At 70.4% G+C, this 18,953-nt stretch carries 17 protein-coding genes and 1 riboswitch; of the genes, 7 read left to right on the top strand and 10 right to left on the bottom strand.

Features of this window, described 5'->3' with window-relative positions; translation table 11 throughout:
• Window positions 1–53: 53 nt before the first annotated feature.
• The 9 genes from KZ829_RS20020 to KZ829_RS19980 all read right to left on the bottom strand — a co-directional run bounded on the left by KZ829_RS20020 (window position 54) and on the right by KZ829_RS19980 (window position 12,473).
• A complete protein-coding gene (locus tag KZ829_RS20020) occupies window positions 54–1,034 on the bottom strand; it encodes an ABC transporter permease (protein WP_308285585.1) in 981 nt (326 codons plus the stop codon).
• Window positions 1,035–1,176: 142 nt separating this feature from the next.
• Window positions 1,177–2,919, bottom strand: a complete 1,743-nt coding sequence (locus KZ829_RS20015; protein ID WP_220145458.1) for an ABC transporter substrate-binding protein — start codon at window positions 2,917–2,919, stop codon at window positions 1,177–1,179.
• 35 nt (window positions 2,920–2,954) lie between these two features.
• Window positions 2,955–3,971, bottom strand: coding sequence for an ABC transporter permease (locus tag KZ829_RS20010; protein WP_220145457.1), 1,017 nt, complete (start codon window positions 3,969–3,971; stop codon window positions 2,955–2,957).
• 599 nt (window positions 3,972–4,570) lie between these two features.
• The gene (locus tag KZ829_RS20005; protein ID WP_220145456.1) at window positions 4,571–5,476 is read right to left on the bottom strand and encodes a TIGR03619 family F420-dependent LLM class oxidoreductase; all 906 of its coding nucleotides are present in this window, start codon (window positions 5,474–5,476) and stop codon (window positions 4,571–4,573) included.
• Between the two features lie 82 nt (window positions 5,477–5,558).
• Window positions 5,559–8,291 (bottom strand): putative bifunctional diguanylate cyclase/phosphodiesterase, encoded by a 2,733-nt coding sequence (locus KZ829_RS20000; RefSeq protein WP_246635959.1) that lies wholly within the window; start codon window positions 8,289–8,291, stop codon window positions 5,559–5,561.
• An 88-nt stretch (window positions 8,292–8,379) separates the two neighbouring features.
• Entirely contained in the window at window positions 8,380–9,036 is a 657-nt protein-coding gene (locus KZ829_RS19995; protein ID WP_183215875.1) for a response regulator transcription factor, read from the bottom strand.
• A 2-nt stretch (window positions 9,037–9,038) separates the two neighbouring features.
• Entirely contained in the window at window positions 9,039–10,133 is a 1,095-nt protein-coding gene (locus KZ829_RS19990; protein WP_246635958.1) for a sensor histidine kinase, read from the bottom strand.
• A gap of 102 nt (window positions 10,134–10,235) precedes the next feature.
• Window positions 10,236–11,201, bottom strand: a complete 966-nt coding sequence (locus KZ829_RS19985) for a DNA polymerase domain-containing protein (RefSeq protein ID WP_220145454.1) — start codon at window positions 11,199–11,201, stop codon at window positions 10,236–10,238.
• 9 nt (window positions 11,202–11,210) lie between these two features.
• The gene (locus KZ829_RS19980; RefSeq protein WP_220145453.1) at window positions 11,211–12,473 is read right to left on the bottom strand and encodes an ABC transporter substrate-binding protein; all 1,263 of its coding nucleotides are present in this window, start codon (window positions 12,471–12,473) and stop codon (window positions 11,211–11,213) included.
• 118 nt (window positions 12,474–12,591) lie between these two features.
• On the opposite strand from KZ829_RS19980, the gene KZ829_RS19975 reads away from it, so the two are divergent.
• Window positions 12,592–12,951: a hypothetical protein gene (locus tag KZ829_RS19975; RefSeq protein ID WP_220145452.1), complete on the top strand. Its 360-nt coding sequence runs from the start codon at window positions 12,592–12,594 to the stop codon at window positions 12,949–12,951.
• Here the strand turns inward: KZ829_RS19975 and rnhA are convergent.
• Window positions 12,917–13,405 carry a ribonuclease HI gene (rnhA, locus tag KZ829_RS19970; protein ID WP_220145451.1) on the bottom strand — a complete coding sequence of 163 codons (489 nt, stop codon included), beginning with the start codon at window positions 13,403–13,405 and terminating at the stop codon, window positions 12,917–12,919. The two genes, KZ829_RS19975 and rnhA, sit on opposite strands and share 35 nt — an antisense overlap.
• 139 nt (window positions 13,406–13,544) lie before the next feature.
• Here rnhA and KZ829_RS19965 point away from each other — a divergent pair, with 139 nt between their 5' ends.
• From KZ829_RS19965 to KZ829_RS19940, 6 genes are all read left to right on the top strand, one after another.
• Window positions 13,545–14,486 carry an ABC transporter ATP-binding protein gene (locus KZ829_RS19965; RefSeq protein ID WP_246635957.1) on the top strand — a complete coding sequence of 314 codons (942 nt, stop codon included), beginning with the start codon at window positions 13,545–13,547 and terminating at the stop codon, window positions 14,484–14,486.
• A complete protein-coding gene (locus KZ829_RS19960; protein WP_308285584.1) occupies window positions 14,483–15,238 on the top strand; it encodes an ABC transporter permease in 756 nt (251 codons plus the stop codon). The genes KZ829_RS19965 and KZ829_RS19960 overlap by 4 nt, the downstream gene beginning before the upstream one ends.
• Before the next feature lie 83 nt (window positions 15,239–15,321).
• Window positions 15,322–16,158 carry an ABC transporter ATP-binding protein gene (locus KZ829_RS19955; protein WP_220145450.1) on the top strand — a complete coding sequence of 279 codons (837 nt, stop codon included), beginning with the start codon at window positions 15,322–15,324 and terminating at the stop codon, window positions 16,156–16,158.
• The gene (locus tag KZ829_RS19950; RefSeq protein ID WP_220145449.1) at window positions 16,155–16,940 is read left to right on the top strand and encodes an ABC transporter permease; all 786 of its coding nucleotides are present in this window, start codon (window positions 16,155–16,157) and stop codon (window positions 16,938–16,940) included. The genes KZ829_RS19955 and KZ829_RS19950 overlap by 4 nt, the downstream gene beginning before the upstream one ends.
• Window positions 16,937–18,067 (top strand): sensor histidine kinase, encoded by a 1,131-nt coding sequence (locus KZ829_RS19945; RefSeq protein ID WP_308285583.1) that lies wholly within the window; start codon window positions 16,937–16,939, stop codon window positions 18,065–18,067. The genes KZ829_RS19950 and KZ829_RS19945 overlap by 4 nt, the downstream gene beginning before the upstream one ends.
• On the top strand, window positions 18,064–18,681 hold the full coding sequence (locus KZ829_RS19940) for a response regulator (RefSeq protein ID WP_220145448.1): 618 nt from the start codon (window positions 18,064–18,066) through the stop codon (window positions 18,679–18,681). Before KZ829_RS19945 ends, KZ829_RS19940 begins: the two co-directional genes overlap by 4 nt.
• A gap of 181 nt (window positions 18,682–18,862) precedes the next feature.
• Window positions 18,863–18,942: riboswitch (cyclic di-GMP riboswitch) on the top strand.
• Window positions 18,943–18,953: the final 11 nt, after the last annotated feature.

The following is an 18,953-nucleotide window of genomic DNA, read 5'->3' as shown; positions in this document are numbered from 1 at the left end:
CTGTGCCGCCTTTGTGCTGCGAGCCGTGGTGGGGTAGGGGTGGACGGCCGGGATCATCCGAGCCGGACCCGCGGGTCGAGGAAGGTGTAGACGATGTCGACGACGAGGTTCATCAGCACCAGCACGACCGAGCCGAGGAGCACGGTTCCCATCAGCACCGGAAGGTCGTACTGGTAGAAGGCCCGGATGCTGAGCAGGCCCAGACCGGGAAGACCGAAGATGCTCTCGGTGAAGATCGCGTTGGTGAGCTGGAACGCCACGTCCAGACCCAGGATGGTGACCACCGGGGTCAGACCGGCCCGGACGCCGTGCCGGTAGACGACCCGCCGCTCGCTGATGCCCTTGGACCGCGCGGTGCGGATGTAGTCCTGGCCCAGCGTCTCGATCATCGAGGCTCGCGAGTAGCGGGTGTAGGAGGCGGCGTTCGTCAGGCCCAGGGTCACCCAGGCGGCGAGCAGGCCGCTCGCCCACGCCCAGGGATTGGTCAGGAGCGGGGTGTACTGCGCCGGTGGGAACACGGTCGCGTACAGGGCGACGAGCAGGGCGACCACGAAGTACGGCACCGAGTTGACGAGCAGGCTGGTGCCGACGGTCACCTTGTCGAGCGTTGAGCCCCGGCTCTTGGCGGCCAGGGTCCCGGCTGCCACGCCGACGCCGAAGTAGATGATGGCGCCACCGAGCACGATCGACAGGGTCACCGGCAGCGCGTCCGCCAGCATCTTGGTGACCGGCTGGCCGAGCGTGTAGGAGTAGCCGAGGCAGGGCGCCGGGCACTCGGTCACCACACCACCGGCGGTGGTGTAGGTGCGGCCGACGACGATGCCCTTCATGTAGAGGCCGATCTGGGTGATCGCCGGCTCGTCCAGGCCGAGGCTGTCGTTGATCGCCTCGATGCGTTCCGGAGTACAGCGGTTACCACAGATCACGCCCGCCGGGTCGGTCGGCGCCAGGAAGAAGAGCGCGAAACTGGCGATCAGGGTGACGATCACGACCGAGATCGCGCTCGCCAGCCGACGCAGGATGTAGAACAGCACCGCGGGTTCCTCCGGATGACACAGACGCGGGTTCAGGGGCGCCGCGCGGGGTCGCCGGCGGCGGGGAAAAGAACGTTGGTGAGCCGCCACGGTGGCCCGGCCCATGTTGGGGACCGGGCCACCGCGGTTACCTACTAGTGGATCAGCTCTTCAGGAAGATATTGGTGAAGAGCGGCATACCCATGGTGGGGTCGGCCTCGACGCCACCGACGTTGGTGCCGATCACGACACCGAACTTGGTGTAGTAGAACGGGATCGCGGCGTACATCTTCATGACCTCCTCGTCGAGGGCGGCCCACTTGGTGGTGGACTCCTCGACCGGGAGGTTCGCGACCTCGTCGATCTTGGCGTCGAGCGCCGGGTCCTTCAGCTCGCCCATGCTGGTGCCGGCGGCGATGCTCTCGGTCTTGAAGAGGACCGGGAGCCAGCTACCACCGGACGGCCAGTCGGAGCACCAACCACGCGGGCCCTGGGCGATGTTGACCGGGGCGTCGTAGTCGTTGATCTTGCTGCGGAGCTCGGCGGTCGGGACACCGATCGCCTTGACCGCGAACCCGGCCTCCTTCAGCGCGGCCTCGCGGACCGCGGAGACCTGCTGCGGGATCGGCTTGGTGTTGTCGTAGAACCAGCTGACCTCGAAGCCGACCTTGCCGGCCGCCTCCAGCAGCTTCTTCGCGGCGGCCGGGTCACCGGTGCCCTCGCCGTCCAGGTCCTCGACCGGGGTGTACTTCTGGTAGCCGGGGACGCTCGGCGGCATGAAGGTGGTGGCCGGCTGACCGATGTAGTCGTTGATGCCGGCGGCCTTCCAGGTCTGGTCGTACGGCCAGGCCTTGGCGATCGCCTTACGGACCTCGAGCGGCACCTGGGTGGTGTCGATCTGCCAGGTGTAGGTGCAGGGCGACTCACCCTGGACGAACTGCGCCTTCTTGTCGCTGGTCAGCTGCGGGATGAGCGAAGCGTCGACGTCGGTGTAGTTCAGGGCGCTGGCGTCGGGGCCGTTGCTGTTCAGGACCTGCTGCTGGGTCTTGACGTCGTCGCCACCCCACTTGAAGGTCCAGCCGTCGACGTACTGGTGCTTGACCGGGTCGGTCGAGGCGTTCCAGTTGTCGTTCTTGACCAGCTTGAGCTCGCTGCCCGGGGTGTAGGAAGCGATCTTGTACGGGCCGCTGGCGATCGGCTTGTTCTTGTAGTCGGCCTTGGTGTCCTTCGCCTCGGGGATCGGCGAGAACATCGGGAACGACATGTAGAACGGCAGGTCCGGGAACGGCTTCGCCAGGTTGATCTTCAGGGTGTCGGCACCCGAGACCTCGACACCGGAGTAGTCGGTGCCGCTGGTGTACGGGCCCTTGTACTTGTCGCCGTCCTTGAAGTAGGACAGCTGGTACGCCGGGCCGTTGGCGAAGACGTCGTGGGCGAACGAGCGCTTGATCGCGTACGCCAGGTCCTCGATCTTGATCTCGGAGCCGTCCTCGTACTTCTCGCCGGTCTTGAACTTGAAGGTCCAGGACAGCTTGTCAGCGGAGACGGTGCCGACGTCGGTCAGGTCCGGCACGAGGACCGGCTTCCCGTCGCGGATGGCGAACTGGGTGGAGGTACGGAAGAGCAGCTTGCCGATCTCGTTCGAGTCGACGTAGTAGATGTCCGTCGGGTCGATCGTGTTCGGCGTGGACTGCGAGTAGATCGTGATCTCGCCGCCCTTGCGGGCACCGGGAACCTCGGGCGCGGGGCCCTTGGCGTCGGGGTCGATCGCCGCGGTCTGGGTCGAGATCTTGCCGGTGTCGTCCGACTTGTTGTCGTCGTTGTTGGACGACGGGCTGCCACAGCCCGCCAGGCCCAGAGTCAGGGCGGCGGCCGTAGCCGCGGCCATTCTCAAACGCCTCGCCATTTCTCCTCTTTCCATTGCCGGCAACGTGCGCCGGTTCACCGTCGGGTACGGGGGTCGAAGGCATCCCGGATGGCGTCGCCGAGCAGGCTGAGCGCCAGGACCAGGATGGTGATGCCGATCACCGGAACCCACAGGAAGATCGGGTGGGCCCGGTAGAACGTCACCGCGGTGGAGATGGTCAACCCCCAGGAGGGGGTGGGCTCGACCAGTCCGACACCGAGGAACGTGAGACCGGCTTCGGTGACGATGTACGTCGGAAGTGCGATCGAGGACGAGACGATGATCGGCCCGACCAGGTTCGGCAGCAGCTCCTTGAAGAGCACCTTGTGGGTGGGCACGCCGAGCACCCGGGCGGCCTGGATGAACTCCCGTTCCCGCAGGGAGAGCACCTCGCCGCGGATCAGCCGTGCGAGGCTCGCCCACCCGAAGATCGAGAGCACCAGGATCAGGCTGAAGAAGCGGACCTGGGCGACCTGTTGCGCGTCCGCGTTCTCCGCGGTGCCGACGAAGATGGAGAGCAGTACCGCCGGAACGGCGATGGCGAAGAGCAGGTAGGGCAGGCTCAGGACGAAGTCGATGATCCAGGAGAGGACCCGGTCGACCCAGCCGCCGGCGAATCCCGCGATCAGGCCGACGGCCACACCGATGATCGTCGTGATGACGGTGACCAGGCCGGCCACGATGAGTGACGGGCGGGCCCCGTAGACCCAGCGGGCGAAGAGGTCGCGACCGAGACGCGGCTCGATGCCGAACCAGTGATCGCCGGTGATCCCGATGAGCGGGTATCCGTTCCGGTCGATCAGGTCGATGTTCAGCGTGGTCGGGTCCTGGCCCTCGAGTTTGGCCAGCAGGGGCGCGAAGATCGCGATGAACACGAAGAGTAGGAACACGCCCAGGCTGACCATGGCCACCTTGTCGCGGCGTAGCCGGGACAAGGCGATGCGGGTCGGTGACTTGCCCTTCGCGGTGTTCGGGGAAGTCTTCGACGGAGTCGCCGGCTCGGATGAGAGCGGCGTTCCCGTCAGCGCGGGGTCATCGATCAACGGTTCCACGCTTGTAGTTCACCTCCATGGACGGACACACCTCACATGCGCCGTGCGTGAGAGGTATTCGGATGCTGCGGTTGGCAAACGTAGTCGGGAATCGGGCCGTAGGAAATGAGTTGACGCATCGAATGAATAACAGAGAGCGGGCCCGAGCATATGGATTAGGTCATACCATCGACCACGGAAGTACTCCTCAAAACCCCAAATTTACCACCATACCGGCATGTAGTGGGTTGGTTCTGTGGGCGTTTTGTCGGCTATGGAGATTCGGCGGGCAATCGTACGGTTGCGCAGAGTCATCGAAGTGGCGGGCGTGGAATGTCGCATCACCGTTTCTTCATCGTTTCAAGATCATGTCCTCGTCGACTGTTCACTCCGTGGGTCCTGCGGCCGGTCGGGGCCATCGCCGGAAGATTTACGGTCGGTGACCGTCTCTGCCGTATATAGATGGGTCCGCCGGCCGTCCGCCTGGCCCGAACGGGACGCGCTCTCCGGCCGGCCGGGCGACAATTCGGCAACCATTCCGGCCATCGAAAGCCGCCATTGATGGCCGATCGGGCACGACGCGAGCACCGGACCGGCCTAATGGCAGCGGTCCGGAACGGTCAGCCGTTGGGCGCGAGCGCGGCGAGGATCTCGGCTCCGAGATCCGCGGCCGCGCGCGGGTCGGCCTCCGGTCCGCCGATCCGCGGGTCCCAGTTGGGCTCGTAGAACAGCTCCGTGGCGCCGGCCTCAGCGTACCTCTCCGCTCCCGCGCGGATCTGGTCCCAGGTCCCGGACAGCGGAATCGCCTCGTCGCGCCGTCCGGCCTGGACGACGCCACGTACGACGATACGCACCGAATCCGGGTCCCGTCCTGCGGCCTCCGCCGCTTCGCGGACGATCCGCACGCCACGCTCGATCTCCGGCAGGCTGGTCCGGCTGCTGCTCACCCAGCCGGCCGCGATCCGCCCGGCCCGCCGCAGCGCCACGTCGGCGGTCCCGCCGAGCAGCACCGGCGGGCCACCCGCCTGCGCCGGCGCAGGCGCCATCCGGCTCGGAGGCACCCGGTAGAAGCGGCCCGCGTACTCGGCCTCACCCCCGCTGAACAACACCTTCAGCACCTCCAGATACTCCTCGGTGCGTGGCCCGCGCGGTTTCGGATCGGACCCGGTGGCCACGAACTCCGGCTCCGACCACCCGGTTCCCAGTCCCAGGTCGAACCGTCCCCCGGACAGCCGGTCCAGGGAGCCGGCCTGCTTGGCCAGATAGGTGGGCGACACGTACGGCAGGTTGATCACCGAAACCCCTAGCCGGATCCGGGACGTGGCTGCGGCGGCCCAGGTCAGCGCGACCATGGGATCGAGCACACTGTGATAGATCGGCGCGAGATCCTGGTCCCGCCCGACGAGCAGTCGCTGAAACGCCCAGAGCCCGTGATAGCCGAGCTCCTCGGCCCGCTGGGCGATCGTGGTCAGCGTCTCCGGTTGCGCCCAGGCGCCAGAAACCGGACATCCGAAACTGATGAGCATGCACGTCAACCTAAACCTGTGCCGCGTCTCGGCCGCGGGATCTGCCGGGTCCCTCTGAAGGACCTTCTTCGGTACGCCTGGATCAGGCGGGTGTGTGAGCTCCCTCCAGGAAGAGACGGCCGGCCTCGTCGGCCGGGACCGGGCGGGAGAAGTAGTAGCCCTGGGCGAAACCGCAACCCATCTCACGGAGGGCCGCGAGCTGGCCGAACTCCTCGATGCCCTCGGCGACGGTGGCCATGCCGAGGCTGCGGCCCAGGCGGACGATGGTGTCGGTGAGGGCGGTGTCGTCGGCGATGACGCCGAGGCGTTCGACGAACGAGCGGTCGATCTTGAGGGTGTCGACCGGGAAGCGGCGCAGGTAGGCCAGGGACGAGTAGCCGGTGCCGAAGTCGTCGATGGCCAGGGTGAGGCCGAGCGCCTTGAGACGGACCAGCTGTTCCAGGTTGGCCTCGGTGTCCGTCATCAGGACGCTCTCGGTCATCTCCAGGCAGAGGCGGTCGGCGGGCATGCCGGTCTCGGCGAGCACGGCGGCGACGGTCTCGGCCAGGTCGGCCCGGTCGAACTGGCGGACCGAGACGTTGACCGACATCTTGAGCGGGCGGCCGCCGGAGGCTGCCGACCATTCGACGGCCTGACGGCACGCCTCATGCAGGACCCAGCGGCCCAGCGGCACGATCAGACCGGTGGCCTCGGCGATCGGGATGAAGTCCAGCGGGTTGATCATGCCGCGGGCCGGATGCGGCCAGCGGATCAGCGCCTCGAAGCCGACCACCCGGCTGGTCTCCAGGTCGACGGTGGGCTGGTAGTGCAGGCGCAGCTCACCGTTCTCCAGGGCGGCACGCAGGTCGGACTCGAGTTCCAGGCGCTCGACCAGGCCGTCGCGCATCCGTGGGCGGTAGGTCGCGAAGACGCCGCCGCCGACCGCCTTGGCGTGGTGCATGGCCAGGTCGGCGTTGCGCATCAGCTGCTCGGCCCGGTCACCGTGCGTGTCGGCGCACTCCTCCAGCAGTTCGGTGCCGGCCAGGCCGATGCTGGCCCGTACGTGGATCTGCCGCGCACCCAGCATGACCGGCGCGTCCAGGTCGTCGAGGATCCGCCGGGCCACCTCCTCGGCGCCGTCGTCGCCGGTCAGCAGCACCCCGAACTCGTCGGCGCCGAACCGGGCCATCAGGTCGTCCGCACGGAGGCAGCCGCGCAGCCGGTCGGCGATCCGGACCAGCAACTGGTCGCCCGCCAGGTGCCCGAGACTGTCGTTGACCCGCTTGAAGCCGTCCATGTCGAGGTGCAGCACGGTGGCGGTGGCGCCGCTCTCCAGCGTGGCGGCGGTCCGCTCACGGAACAGGGCACGGTTGGCGAGCTGGGTGAGCGAGTCGTGGTACGCCTCGTGCACCAGCTGCTCCTGGAGCTCCATCCGATCGCTGATGTCCCGGGTGTTCAGCACGAAGCCGGCCACGTGCGGGTCGTCCACCAGGTTCGTGATGATCGCCTCGGAGGGCCGCTTGCGCCCGTCCTGGTGGGTGTGCACGACCTCGAGGGTGACGCTGGCGAACGGGCGGGCGGCGACCTGCCGCATCGCCTGGGCCAGCCGCATCGCCACCTCCGCGTCGACCAGGTCGGTGTAGCGGCGGCCGACGAACACCGCCGCCGGGTAGCCGAACACGCGCTGCATCGACTCGGACTGGTAGCGGATCACCCCGGAGCTGTCGATCACCGTGATCACGTCCGAGCTGTGCCGTATGAGGGCGTGGAAGTGCTGCTCACGGGCGTACAGCTCGGCGGTGCGGTCGGCGACCCGGGTCTCCAGGCCGCGGGTCAGCGCCCGGTTCTCCAGCTGGATGAGCAGCTGCCGGATGACCATCAGCAGGATCAGGAAGGACCGGGTGAAGGCCGTGAACTGGTGGAGGTGGCCGGTCAGCAGATGGAACATGACGCTGGAGCCCAAGGCGGCCAGCACCGCGACGTACGGCAGCATGACAGCGGTGGTCCACAAACCCTGCGGCAGGTCCGGCGGGGCGTCGGTGGCCGCCCGGGGCCGCAGCGCGCCCATCGTGATCAGCGCATAGCCCGCCAGCCAGCCCAGGTGCACGACCGGCCCGGCGCCGAAGCCGGGGACCAGGTTCAGGTAGACGTGCCCGGCGTCGGCGACCGCGAAGGCGAGCATGCCGGCGCAGACGAACGCCAGATCGGTGCCGGAGCCGTGCCGGTTGCGCTGCAGCGGCAGCATGTAGGCGACCATGGTGGCGATCACGACGTCGGCCAGCGGGAACAAAAGCGTCAGGTAGAAGCGCCACCCGTGTGTGTTGGCCGCGACGTGGTCGTCCATGACGAAGACCCAGGCGACCAGGATGAGCGACGACGCGATCAGCAGGCCGTCGAGGACGCTGCGGATCCGGTTCACCAGGGGCTGTGCGGCGCTCGGCATGGTCAGCAGCGCGGCCGGGATCAACAGGCCGAGCCCGACCAGGCCGACGTCGTCCGCACCCCGCTGCGCCAGGACCTCTGCCACGCCCGGCACCCACCTGTGGGCGAGCCACGTGAACTGGGCGACACCCCAGGTCAGCAGCCCGACGGCGAGCAGCGCCCAGCCCCAGCGAGCCCGGCCGGTGAAGCCGAGGGACCGCCACACGCAGGCGCCGGCCGCGATCACGGCTCCGGCCAGCAGCGTCCAGGTGCCGAACGCACCGGCCGCGGCCGTGCCGCCGGCCCTGCTCGTCACCAGCACGGCGACGACCAGGAACAGGGCTCCGACCGCGACACAGCGGCGGGTCCAGCGACGCGATGCGCCCGGATCCATGGCCGTACGGTCGACCGCCATCCGCTCACCCCTTCCGGTCCATCCACCATGCGGTGGTGGTAACCGGGTCATCGGGCTGCGGCAGCCGGTCTTGAGAAGATCCCGTGGGTCAGTTCCCGACCAGGCCGTCCTGGAACGCCACGATCACCAGCTGCACCCGGTCGCGGACGCCCAGCTTGGCGATCGCCCGGGTGACGTGGGTCTTCGCGGTCAGCGGGCTGATCACCAGCTCGCGGGCGATGTCGTCGTTGGAGAGGCCGGTGGCGACCAGCCGGACCACCTCCCGCTCCCGCTCGGTGAGCACCGCCAGCCGGTCGCCACCGGGGGACGCGGCCGCCGCGACCGGGCGGTGGGCGAACTCACCGACCACCCGGCGGGTGACGCTGGGGGAGAGCAGGGCGTCCCCGGCGGCCACCACCCGGACCGCGTTGCGCAGCCCGTCCGGGTCGATCTCCTTGGTGAGGAAGCCGCTGGCCCCGGCCGCGAGCGCGGCGAACACGTACTCGTCGGTCTCGAAGGTGGTCAGGATGATGATCTTCGCGGGGTGGAAGCCGAGGATCTGCCTCGTGGCCGTGATGCCGTCCATCCCGGGCATCCGGATGTCCATCAGGATCACGTCGGGGCGCAGGGTACGGGCGGCGCGCACCGCCTCGTCACCGGTGGACGCCTCGCCCACCACCGTGATGTCCCGCCCGCGCCGCAGCAGACTGCGGAAACCGGCGCGGACCAGGTGCTGGTCGTCGGCGAGGAGCACCGAGATGGTCATCTTCACTCCATGATCGGGATGGTCGCCCGTACCGTGAAACCGTCCTTGACCGGACCGGCGGTGAGCGCGCCGCCGAGCGCGGCCACCCGCTCCCGCATGCCGGAGATGCCGTGCCCGTCGGCCGTCGGCCCGGCCGCGGTGCCGTCGTCGTGCACGTCGACCAGGACGCTGCCGGGCGCGTAGCGCAGGGTGACCCGGACGCGGGTGGCGCCCGCGTGCCGGACGGTGTTGGTCAGCGACTCCTGCACCACCCGGTGGACGGCGGTGGCCACCGGCGCCGGCACCTCGACCGGGTCGCCCACCTCGTCGAACGACACGTCCAGCCCGGCGTCGCGGACCCGGCCGATCAGCCGCTCCAGGCCCTCCAAAGCCGGCAGCTCACCCTCGCGCAGCACGCCGACCAGCGCCTTCAGGTCGGTCATGGCCCGGCCGCGGACCTCCTGGGCCAGCCTCAGCGAGGCCTTCGCCTCCTCCGGCTCGTCGTCGAAGGAGTCCAGCGCCACGTTCAGGTGCACGCCGACCACGGCCAGCGTGTGCGAGACCACGTCGTGCAGGTCACGGGCGATCTCCACACGCTCCTCGGCCCGCCTCCGGCCCGCCTCGAGCCGCCGTCGCTGCTCGTCCTGGGTGATCCGGTGCGCCATCTCGGCACGCCAGCGGAGCGTGTTCCGGTACGCGGACGCGCCGGCGAGCGCGGCAGCCACCCACAGCGTCTCCCCGCCGAGGTGGGCGAGCACCCAGTCGGGCGAGTGCGGATGGACGAAGGTGTCCCAGGTGAGACCCCAGAACAGCATGAGCACCGAGGCGATGATCGCGGTCCGCGGCCGCCCGGCCAGGACCAGCGCCACCAGGGCGGCGGTCGCGGGCCACAGCCAGCCGGCCGTGATGAGCTCGGCCACCCGCCAGGCGGCGACGGTGCAGAAGGAGATGAGGAGTACGCCGAGCGGCCACCGGCGGGCGGCCAGGGCCAGTCCGGCCAGGCCCACGGCGAGCGTGCCGACCAGGACGGTCTCGCCGAGCCCGCCGGTCAGGGCGAGCCCGGTCGGCACGCCCACCAGCGTCAGGACGGCGGCGGTGCGGGTGAGGTTCGTCGTCATGCCGGGGACGCTAGGTTCGGCGGGCGGGGCGGCGCGTCCTACCGCCGCTGTCAACCGCATCGACGCCTCCCGCGTACCGGCCTACACCGATCGGTGTAGACCCTAGCCCTCGCCGGCCGCCTCCCGGCGTGCCCGGGCGCGGCGCTTCCCCTCGTGCATGGCCTGCACCCGGGCCACCGGGATGGTGTGCCCCTCGGCGACCAGCCCGGGATCGAGCGTCTGCGGGGCGGGCATGCCGGCCGCCCACGGGTCGCGGTCGCCGAGCAGGCCGGGCACGGTGTGCAGGGTGAAGTCGGCGGGCGTGACCCGGTCCAGGTCGTCCCAGCCGACCGGGAACGAGACCGGCACGCCGGGCCGGGCCCGCGGGCTGTAGGCCGCCGCCACGGTCGCCCCGCCCGCCCGGGTGGCGTCGAGGAACACCCGGCCGTGCCGGTCCTCGCGGATGAACGCGGTGGTGGCCAGCTCCGGGTCGAGACGCTCGGCCCGGGCGGCGACCGCGCGCTGGGCGGCCGCCACGTCCTCCACGGCGGCGCCCTCGGCGAGGGGGACGAAGACGTGCACGCCCTTGGCCCCGCTGGTCTTGACCGCCCCGGACATCCCGATGTCGGCGAGCGCCTGCCGGACCAGCCGGGCGCCGGCCACGGCCAGGCCGAAGCCGCCGTCCTCCGGCGGGTCCAGATCCATGATCAGGTGGGTCGGGTGGGTGGATCCGGCGGTCATCAGCGCCGGGTGGTACTCGACGGCCCGCTGGTTGCCCAGCCAGTAGAGCGTGCGGCGGTCGTTGGCCAGCGGGTAGGTCACCTCGCGGTGCGACGATTCGGCCCAGACCGTGGCCCGGGGCACCCAGTCCGGCGTGTACTTCGGCAGATTCTTCTGCATGAACCGGTCCTGGCCGCGGAGCACGCGGATGACCGAGAGCGGCCGGTCCCGCAGCACCGGCAGGAACCGCCCGGCCATCGCGTCCAGGTAGTCGACCAGATCCCGCTTGGTGGCCCCGGCCCCTCCGAACAGCTCCTGATCCAGGTTGGTCAGCGGTACGCCGTCACGTTCCTCACCCATGCACCCCATCGTGCCCCGTTACGGCTGCCTGATGAACTGTTCGGCGGCCGCGGCGAGGGCGCTCTGCAACGCGGTGGCGTCACCCGAGGTGGAGAAGGCGCCGAGTGCCGCGTTGGCCGCGTTCTGCCAGGGCTGCGAGCAGGCCGAGCCGTGCGCGCAGGACGGGACCGGGGTGCCCGACCGCCAGTCCGCGACCGCCTCGAGCTGGTAGTCGCTGAAGCCGTCGGTCGGCGCGTCGGTCCGGGCCGGGATGGAGCCCTTGCGCACGCTGAACGCCTGCTGTCCCCGCGGCGAGGCGACGGTCTCCAGCCAGCAGCGGGCGCCCTCCGGGTTGGCCGCGTCGGTGGTCAGCACGAACGAGTCGGCCAGCCACTGGAAGGCCTTGCCGTTGCCGGGGAAGGTGAAGCTGTCGTACCCGCTGAAGGTGTTCGCCGCCATCTCGGCGGTGACCCAGTCGCCCATCAGCTGGTAGCCGGCCTTGCCGTCGATGAGCAGGCGGGTGGCCTCCGGCCAGTCGCGCGAGTCGCGGTCGGTGTTGCTGAACTCGACGATCCGGGCGAAGTCGTCGATCGCCAGCCGGACCGCCCCGCTTTCCCACTTGGTCGCGCCGGTGAACAGGCCGCTGAACCGCTCCGGGCCGAGATCGCTGATCAGCACCGACTCCAGCAGCATGAGCTGGGTCCAGTCACGGCCGAGCGCGAGCGGGGACTCGACCCCGGAGCGGCGCAGCCGCTCCAGGTTGCCGATGAGCTCCTTCAGGGTCTTCGGGGCGACCAGGATGCCGGCGTCGGCGAGCACCTGGTCGTTGGTCCAGACCACGTTGGCCCGGTGCACGCCGGCCGGAACCGAGTAGATCCGGTCGTTGACGGTGAGGTCGGCGACCAGGCCGGCCGGCAGCGCGTCGCGCAGACCCCAGGTCCGGTACTCCGCGCTGAGGTCCCGCACCTGGTCCGCGTCGATGTGGTCGAGCAGCTCCGCGCCGGCGTGCACCTGGAACGTGTCCGGGGCGTCGTTGTGCTGGAGGCGGGCGGCGAGCACCCGCTTGGCGTCCACTCCGGCCCCGCCGGGGACCACACCGCTCTCGAACCGCTGCCCGGGGCAGGACTCCGTGAACAGGCCGGCCAGCGCGTCCAGGCCCGCCTTCTCGCCGCCGCCGGCCCACCAGGTGAAGACCTCGACCGTCGAAGCGGCGGTGTCGTCCTCGCCGGGCCCGCAGGCGGACGTCACCAGCAGTGCGGTGGCGCCGACGACGGCCGCCAGGGCACGACGGGTGGTGCGCATGGACTTCCCCCATCATCCAGAGCCGCTTCATTGCACAGTGCGACCATTAACCTAATTCCAACGGGGTACGTCAAACGGGCCATAGCTGACGGTCTATCCGATTCGTCACAATCGCAGAATGAGCGCACCGGGCGACACCCTTCTCCTCGTCGGTTTGGCCGCCGCCGCCATGGCCTGTGCCGGATACGTCGCGGGCCGGATCCACCAGCGCCGGCAGAGCGGGGCGGAACTGCGGGAGGCGTACCGGCACGGCTACGAGACGGCCACCCGCAGCGTGTTCAGCATGGCCGCGCGCGCCGCCGGTCAGCGGCCGGTCGCGCCGCAGGTCGTGCCGCTCGCCCCGGACGTGCCGGAGCAGCGGGAGGGGCGGCACACGGTGCCCGAGGGGCTGGTCCGGTCCGCCACCTACAAGCTGCCGCCGGACCGGGTCGCCCGCGCCAAGGTCACCGGCCGGAGGGTCCCGAGGCCGCGCGGTTGACGCCCCCCGCCGCCTCGACCGCCTCGCGCAGTCCCCGGGCGGCGAGGCGGTCGGCCCGTTCGTTCTCCGGGTGGCCGGCGTGACCCTTCACCCAGTGCCAGGTCACCTCGTGCCGCCGCACCGCCTCGTCCAGCCGTTTCCACAGGTCGACGTTCTTCACCGGCTGCCGGGCCGCGGTCTGCCAGCCGTTGCGCTTCCAGTTGTGCATGTACTGCGTGATGCCGTTGCGCACGTAGACGCTGTCGGTGTAGATCTCCACCGTGAGCGGAGCCCGGTTCAGGGCCTCCAGCGCGCGGATCGGGGCCATCAGCTCCATCCGGTTGTTGGTGGTCGAATCGGCCTCGCCGCCGCACAGATCCTTCTCGGCCGTGCCCCAGCGCAGCACCGCGCCCCAGCCGCCCGGTCCGGGATTGGGGGCACACGCCCCGTCGGTGTAGATCTGTACGACGCTCATACCCGGAGACGATAAGGCCCGACCTGGGTAGGAGGTCTCCACCGCCGCCGTGGGGCAGTGTGGGACAGACCATCGGGGTGCACCGCGGGCCGGAGGCCTCAGCGGCTCACCGTATGGTGGCCGTGGCGGACGAATCCGGATGGGCGGGATCATGGTTGGTGGCGACGCGGCCGCGGTCGAGGTGACGGATGTCGTGGTGCGCTACGGCGACACGACGGCCGTCGACGGGGTGTCCCTGTGCCTGCCGCGCGGGCGGGTGCTGGCCCTGCTCGGGCACAACGGCGCCGGCAAGACCAGCCTGCTCCAGGTCTGTGAGGGCTTCCGCCGGCCGGACGACGGCCGGGCCCGGGTGCTCGGGCTGGACCCGGTCGGCGATCACGACGCGCTGATGCCGCGGCTCGGCATCATGCTCCAGTCCGGCGGGGTCTACCCATGGGCCACGGCCGGCGAGATCCTGCGGCTGTTCGCCTCGTTCGCGGCCAACCCGCTGGACACCGACATGCTGCTGGACCGGCTCGGCCTGCGCCGCTTCGAGCGCACCCGGTTCCGCCGTCTCTCCGGCGGCGAGCAGCAGCGGCTCAGCCTCGCGGTGGCCCTGGTCGGCCGTCCCGAACTGGTCTTCCTCGACGAGCCGACGGCCGGCATGGACACCGAGGCCCGGCACACCACCTGGCAGCTGATCGAGGAGCTGCGCGCCGACGGCGTCTCGGTGCTGCTCACCACCCACCTGCTGGACGAGGCGGAGCGGCTCGCCGACGACGTGGTGATCATGCGGTCCGGCCGGGTCGCGGCCACCGGCACCCCGGCCGAGCTGACCTCGGCCGCGGCCGTCGACGTCCTGGAGGTCCGCGCCGAGCCGGGGCTGGACGTGGCCGGGCTGCGCGGCCGGTGGAGCGTCGCCGAGCCGTCCCCGGGGCAGTACACGATCTCCGGCGCCCTCGACACCGCCGGCCTGGCCGAGGTGCTGACCTGGTTCGCGTCGGCGGGCGCCGACGTGACCGCGGTGAACACCCGCCGTCGCACCCTCGAGGACGTCTACCTCTCCCTGACCACGCAGACCCCGGTGGGAGCCGCCCAGTGAGCACCTTCGCCCCCGCGCCCGGGCGCGCCCCGATGCGGACCATCCTGGCCACCCAGATCCGCATGGAGCTGCTGCTGACCGCCCGCCGCGGCGAGGCCGTGGTGCTCGCCATGGGCGTCCCGCTGCTGGTGCTGCTCGGCGCCGGCCTGTTCGACGTCACCAACCTGCCCACCGAGGACCGGCTCGGCTACGTCGTCCCCGGCGTCCTGGCCCTCACCGTGATGTCCACGGCGTTCACCGGCCAGGCCATCACCACCGGCTACGAGCGCAGTTACGGCGTACTGAAAAGGCTCGGAGCGTCTCCGCTCACCCGGCCCGGACTGCTGCTCGCCAAGACCGCCGCCGTGCTGGTCCAGATCGTGGCGCAGGTGCTGGTGCTGGCCCTGGTCGGCCTGGCCGTCGGCTGGCGGCCGGAGGCCGGCGCCCTGCTCCCCGCGCTCGGGGTGACCGTGCTGGCCGCCGCGGGGTACAGCGGCCTCGCCCTGCTGCTCGCCAGCGTGCTCAAGCCGGAGACCACCACCGGCGCGGCGACCCTGATCTACGTGGTGATGCTCTCCGTCGGCGGCATCATGTTCGGCGCCCCCGACCTGGGCGCGGCCGGCTGGTTCCTGCTGCCGCTCGCGGCGCACGCCGAGGCGCTGCGCGAGACGCTCATGCACGGCGGTTCGGTGCCGGCCGGCATCTGGCTGGCCCTGGTCGCCTGGGCGGTGCTCTGGCCGGCCGTGGCGGCCCGCAAGTTCCGCTGGGAGTGATCGGTGTCCACCGATCGGTGGACAACCGGTGACCGCCGCGCGGTCGTCCCGTCCGGGCCACCCGCGACGGCACGATTCAACCCATGGAAGCCATCGAGGTAACCGGACTTCGCAAGACCTACGGCGACCGGGACGCGGTCGCCGGAATCGACCTGGTCGTGGCCCGCGGCGAGATCTTCTCGCTGCTCGGCCCGAACGGCGCGGGCAAGACCACCACCGTCGAGATCCTCGAAGGACACCGCCGCCGCACCGCCGGTGACGTGCGGGTGCTCGGCGAGGACCCGGGGCGGGCGGGCTCGGCCTGGCGGTCCCGGATCGGGATCGTCCTCCAGGACGCCGACGACGCCGCCGACCTCACCGTGCACGAGATGGTCCGGCACGTGGCCGGCTTCTACCCGGACCCGCGCCGGCCCGACGAGGTGATCGAACTGGTCGGCCTCCAGGACAAGCGGAACAGCCGGATCCGTACGCTCTCCGGCGGTCAGCGCCGGCGCGTCGACGTGGCGCTCGGCATCGTCGGCGGCCCCGAACTGCTCTTCCTCGACGAGCCCACCACCGGCTTCGACCCGGAGGCGCGGCGCCAGTTCTGGGACCTGATCCGCACCCTGGCCGGCGACGGCACCACCATTGTGCTCACCACCCACTACCTCGACGAGGCGGAGGCGCTCGCCGACCGGCTCGCCGTGGTGTCGGCCGGCCGGATCGTCGCCGAGGGCACCCCGGCCACCCTCGGCGGGCGGGCCGCCGCCCAGGCCCGGGTCAGCTGGCTGGAGGACGGCACGGCCCGTACCGAGCAGGTCGCCGACCCGAGCGACCTGATCCGCCACCTGGTCGCGAGCGGCGCCGACCTGAGCACGCTGACCATCACCCGGCCCACCCTCGAAGACACCTACCTGAGCCTGATCGGAGCCACCCGATGATCGCCGTAGCCCTGAGCCGGGGTCACATCGAGATCCTCCAGTTCCTGCGGGACCGGACCGCGGTGGTCTTCACCTTCTTCTTCCCGGCGCTGCTCCTGCTGCTGTTCGGCACCATCTTCGGCAGCGAGTCCAGTGAGGCCGGAGTGGCGGCCAGCCGGATCTTCACGGCCAGCATGATCGCGTACGGCGTGCTCAACACCGCGTTCGTGACGATGGGCTCCGGCCTCGCACTGGACCGGGAGGACGGCACTCTCAAACGGCTGCGCGGCACACCGATGCCGGCGTGGGCGTACCTGATCGGGAAGGCCCTTCTGGTTTTGATCTTGAGCGTGGCCGAGGCGGCCGTGCTTATCGGGGTGGGTGTCCTGGTCTTCGACATGCCGCTGCCGCCGGCCGATCACTGGGTGACCTTCACCTGGATCTTCCTGCTCTCGGTGATCTCCTGCTCGCTGCTCGGCGTCGCGGTGAGCGCCCTGGTCAGGAACGCCCGCAGCGCCGGCGCCATCCTGAACGTGCCGGTGGTGGCGTTGCAGTTCATCTCCGGCGTCTTCATCCACCCGATGAGTCAGTTGCCGGACTGGCTGGAGAAGGTGGCGTCGCTGTTCCCGGTCCGCTGGATGGCCCAGGGTTTCCGCTACGTCTTCCTGCCGCCGGAGGCCGAGGCCCAGGAGATCGGCGGCAGCTGGGATCTGGGCATGGTGGCCATGGTGCTCGGTGTCTGGTGTGTGATCGGATTGGTCCTGTGCCTGTGGACGTTCCGGTGGAGCAGCCGGGAGAAGTGAGCTCCCCGCCGTCCATCCGGCTCTGGGAGCTGTACTTCCTGGTGGTCGCGGTCGCCATCGCGGCCGCGGTCCTCCTGGCCGACGGCTACTCGGTGACCGAGCGGGCGGCCGCCGTCGGCTCGGTCGCCGCGATGGCGGTGCTCTACCCGACCGTGGCCCGCCCGCTGATCCTGGTCGACGACCACGGCAAGCGGTCGATGCTGGTGAGTGTCGCGTACCTCCTGCTCTTCGCCGTGGCCGTGGCCGGCGTGCCGGTGGCCACCTGGCTGATGTTCATGATCATCCCGCTGTTCTTCATGCTGGTCCCGCTGCGGCGGGCGGTGGTCCTGGTCCTTTGTGCCAACCTGATCCCGGTCGTGCTGGAACTTCGCGCCGACCCCGGCGGGATCCTGATCGACCTGGTGATCGCGGCCATCTCCACGGCCGCCGGCCTCTGCATCGGCGTCTGGATCACCAGGATGGCCGAGCAGAGCGAACAGCGGGCCCAGCTCATCGCCGAACTCGAGGCCAACCGCGCCGAGGTGGCCCGGCTCTCCCACGAGGCCGGGGCGGCGGCCGAGCGGGCCCGCCTGGCCGGCGAGATCCACGACACCCTCGCCCAGGGCTTCACCAGTATCATCACCCTGCTCCAGGCGGTCGACCCGGACCTGAGGGACGAGCGCCTCGCGCTCGCCGTGCGTACCGCACGGGAGAATCTCGCGGAATCGCGGGCCATGGTCGCGGCTCTCGCACCCACGGCGCTGGCTTCCGCTTCACTTCCCGAGGCGGTACGCCGTAGCGCCGCCCGTTTCACCGAAGAGGCCGGGGTGCCCGCCGCCGTCCGGATCACCGGCACCGAGCGCGGCCTGCCGACCCGGGCCGAAGTGGTGCTGCTGCGGGCCGCCCAGGAGTCCCTGACCAACGTCCGCCGGCATGCCGGGGCGCGTGAGGTCGCCGTGCTGCTGGCGTACTCAGCGGACACGGTGCGCCTGGTGGTCCGGGACGACGGCCGCGGCTTCGACCCCGGCATCTCCGGGAACTTCGGCCTCTCCGGGATGCGCTCGCGAGCCGCCGACATCGACGGCACCCTGACCATCCGCAGCGACGCCGACACCGGCACCACCGTCGAACTGGAGATCCCCGCGTGATCCGCATCCTCCTCGTCGACGACCATCCCGTGGTGCGGATGGGCCTGCGGGGCATGCTGGACGCCGAACCCGGCCTGACCGTCGTCGGTGAGGCCTCGTCCGGTGTCGAGGGAGTGGCGCTCGCGCTTGCCGAACGCCCGGACATCGTGCTGATGGACCTGCGCATGCCGGGCGGCGACGGGGTCGAGGCGACCGAGCGGATCCTGGCCGCCACCAGCGGTGTTCGCGTGATGGTGCTGACCACCTACGAGTCCGACCGGGACATTCTGCGCGCCATCGAGGCCGGCGCCGCAGGCTACCTGCTGAAGGACGCCTCGCCGAAGGAACTGGCCGATGCCGTCCGGGCCGCCGCTCGCGGGGAGACGGTGCTGGCGCCGAGTGTGGCGTCCACGCTGGTCCGGCAGGTGCGCAACCCGGCGCCGCCGGCGCTGTCGGCGCGCGAGGCCGAGGTGCTGCGCCTGGTGGCGGCCGGTCTCACCAATGCCGAGATCGGCAAGCGGCTGTTCATCAGTGAGGCCACGGTGAAGACGCATCTGCTCCGGGCCTTCAACAAGCTCGACGTGGCCGATCGCACGGCCGCCGTCACGACCGCGATGCGGCACGGTCTGCTCTGAGCACTGTCCGTGACGGACGTTGAGTTACTTGAGGACGATTCGTCTTAATAGCCCGTTCTGACGGTAAGGCGTCGATACGCCGGTTAGATTACGGAAGGCATCGCCCCACACGGGATCCGTATCCCGGTGCTTGCGCTGCTGAGGGCCGGTTTTCCGGTGCCCCTAGACCGCCCAAGGTGCGGTACCGAACAGGCAAACCCGCTGCGAAGCGGGGACGCAAAGCCAGGGGCCTCCCAGGACGGAGGTAGCCCAGCCGCCGAAGGAGAAAGAAC

It is taken from the genome of Actinoplanes hulinensis, assembly GCF_019429605.1.
In the GTDB taxonomy this organism is placed as follows: Bacteria; Actinomycetota; Actinomycetes; order Mycobacteriales; family Micromonosporaceae; genus Actinoplanes; species Actinoplanes campanulatus.
Note: the sequence above shows the minus strand (reverse complement) of the source record. Positions and strands in the feature narration are given on the sequence as shown.

Coding starts and splice junctions, on each gene's coding strand:
- KZ829_RS20015 (WP_220145458.1), bottom strand. CDS start 2,919: ATGGCGAGGCGTTTGAGAATGGCCGCGGCTACGGCCGCCGCCCTGACT.
- KZ829_RS20005 (WP_220145456.1), bottom strand. CDS start 5,476: ATGCTCATCAGTTTCGGATGTCCGGTTTCTGGCGCCTGGGCGCAACCG.
- KZ829_RS20000 (WP_246635959.1), bottom strand. CDS start 8,291: ATGGCGGTCGACCGTACGGCCATGGATCCGGGCGCATCGCGTCGCTGG.
- KZ829_RS19995 (WP_183215875.1), bottom strand. CDS start 9,036: ATGACCATCTCGGTGCTCCTCGCCGACGACCAGCACCTGGTCCGCGCC.
- KZ829_RS19990 (WP_246635958.1), bottom strand. CDS start 10,133: ATGACGACGAACCTCACCCGCACCGCCGCCGTCCTGACGCTGGTGGGC.
- KZ829_RS19985 (WP_220145454.1), bottom strand. CDS start 11,201: ATGGGGTGCATGGGTGAGGAACGTGACGGCGTACCGCTGACCAACCTG.
- KZ829_RS19980 (WP_220145453.1), bottom strand. CDS start 12,473: ATGCGCACCACCCGTCGTGCCCTGGCGGCCGTCGTCGGCGCCACCGCA.
- KZ829_RS19975 (WP_220145452.1), top strand. CDS start 12,592: ATGAGCGCACCGGGCGACACCCTTCTCCTCGTCGGTTTGGCCGCCGCC.
- rnhA (WP_220145451.1), bottom strand. CDS start 13,405: ATGAGCGTCGTACAGATCTACACCGACGGGGCGTGTGCCCCCAATCCC.
- KZ829_RS19965 (WP_246635957.1), top strand. CDS start 13,545: ATGGGCGGGATCATGGTTGGTGGCGACGCGGCCGCGGTCGAGGTGACG.
- KZ829_RS19955 (WP_220145450.1), top strand. CDS start 15,322: ATGGAAGCCATCGAGGTAACCGGACTTCGCAAGACCTACGGCGACCGG.
- KZ829_RS19950 (WP_220145449.1), top strand. CDS start 16,155: ATGATCGCCGTAGCCCTGAGCCGGGGTCACATCGAGATCCTCCAGTTC.